Origin of the sequence: Blautia sp. AF19-13LB (assembly GCF_003479105.1) — a bacterium.
Classification (GTDB): Bacteria; Bacillota; Clostridia; order Lachnospirales; family Lachnospiraceae; genus Fusicatenibacter; species Fusicatenibacter saccharivorans.
The window spans coordinates 1-379 of sequence record NZ_QUGO01000078.1; the positions used below are offsets into that span (position 1 = coordinate 1).

Genomic DNA, 379 nt, shown 5'->3' on the forward strand with positions numbered 1-379 from the left:
CAGACACTGGAGATTTACCGTTCTGCTGTCCGCTATCTGGTCGAAGTGTATGAATCTGTATGGGAAGAACTGGTCAAAATTGAGGAAAGTAAGAAACGTTTCAATGCAGCGGAACATCTGGTGCATACAACGAAACGGAATCCGGCCCGGTTTGATTTTGATTTCTGCTTTCCCAAGATGCCATCCTATTTCAGACGGGCGGCAGTCCAGCATGCGCTTGGGAGTGTATCTTCTTATCGGACGCGTCTGGAACAGTGGAAAGCAGAGGGACAGAAAACAGGAAAGCCGTATCTGAAAAGTGAGCAGTATGCCATGCCTGTTTTTTACCACGATGTCATGTACCGTGAAAACACAGAAGAGAAAGATGCGGCCTTTTTAA

General features: G+C 46.7%; 1 pseudogene. It reads left to right on the top strand.

Annotated features, from left to right (window positions below):
* Positions 1–379: pseudogene (locus DWX32_RS19965) on the top strand (IS200/IS605 family accessory protein TnpB-related protein); the annotation flags it as partial.